This window comes from Streptosporangium minutum (assembly GCF_002149035.1).
Taxonomy (GTDB): domain Bacteria; phylum Actinomycetota; class Actinomycetes; order Streptosporangiales; family Streptosporangiaceae; genus Streptosporangium; species Streptosporangium minutum.
Genome location: NZ_NGFP01000524.1, coordinates 1 through 937 on the forward strand (window position 1 = coordinate 1; position 937 = coordinate 937).

1 protein-coding gene and 1 pseudogene are annotated in these 937 nt (G+C 72.0%); both read right to left on the reverse strand.

The window, feature by feature from the left end; translation table 11 throughout:
- A partial coding sequence (gene iolB, locus CA984_RS44180; RefSeq protein WP_086579176.1) for a 5-deoxy-glucuronate isomerase occupies positions 1 to 652 on the reverse strand: 652 nt, incomplete at its 3' end.
- A gap of 67 nt (positions 653 to 719) precedes the next feature.
- Positions 720 to 842: pseudogene (locus tag CA984_RS45255) on the reverse strand (Cgl0159 family (beta/alpha)8-fold protein); the annotation flags it as partial.
- Positions 843 to 937: the final 95 nt, after the last annotated feature.

Consider the following 937-nt stretch of genomic DNA (forward strand, 5'->3'; position numbering starts at 1 on the left):
GGCCGTGGTAGCCGTGCGGGACCAGCACCACGTCTCCGCCCGACACCTCGGCCAGCGTGTCGTGGGTGCCGTAGACCCGCTGGTAGCCGGGGCCGCCCTCGAAGTAGTAGATCTCCTCCAGTACGGCCTCGTGCTCGGAGGCGGTGTCGTGCTTGTGCGGCGGGTAGGACGACCAGTTGCCGCCGGGGGTGAGCACCTCGACCGCGACGAGCTTGTCGCAGTCGAAGGCGTCCGGGGCGCAGAAGTTGTTGACCTGGCGGCTGGCCTGGCCGGCGCCGCGCACCTCGACCGGGACCTCGCGCGCCGGACCGTACCGGACCGGGAAACTCCTGCTCGCCCGGGCGGCGGGGAACGCGAAACGGCCCGTGCCGGTGATCCGGGCGGTCGCGCCGACGGGCAGGTAGGCGAAGTCGCTGACCGCGTGGAAGACCGAGGTCCGGCCGTGCAGCGCGAGCCGTACCCCGTCGCACTCGACCTCGCACGAGCCCGACAGGGGGAGGACCAGCATCTCCTCGTCACCGGTGGTGAACTCCACGCTCTCTCCGGACAGGCAGAGCAGGCGGAGCCCGGCGTAGGCCCACCCGGCCGACTCGGGAGTGATGAACAGCGCCCACGGGGCCAGGGCCGTGCTGCCCGCGGGGATGAGGGTCATGGCCTCTCCTCCTCTCGCGGCCCGTCGAGACGTGACGTTCCTGCACTTTGCCTGCCCGATCGCTCGCTCAAGCCACCTCCAGCATCGCCACGGCGGTGTCGACGGCCGCTGCCACGTCGTCATCGGAGGGATACAGCAACGCGCGGCCGACCACAAGCCCCCGCACCCCGGAAAGCCTGAGTGCTTCGCGCCAGGCGGTGCGGGCCTGTCAGGGAGGACCCCTGGTCAGGACCTCGATCACGCCGGCCCCGGGACTCGTGGGCGGGCGGGACGAACGGGTCCCGG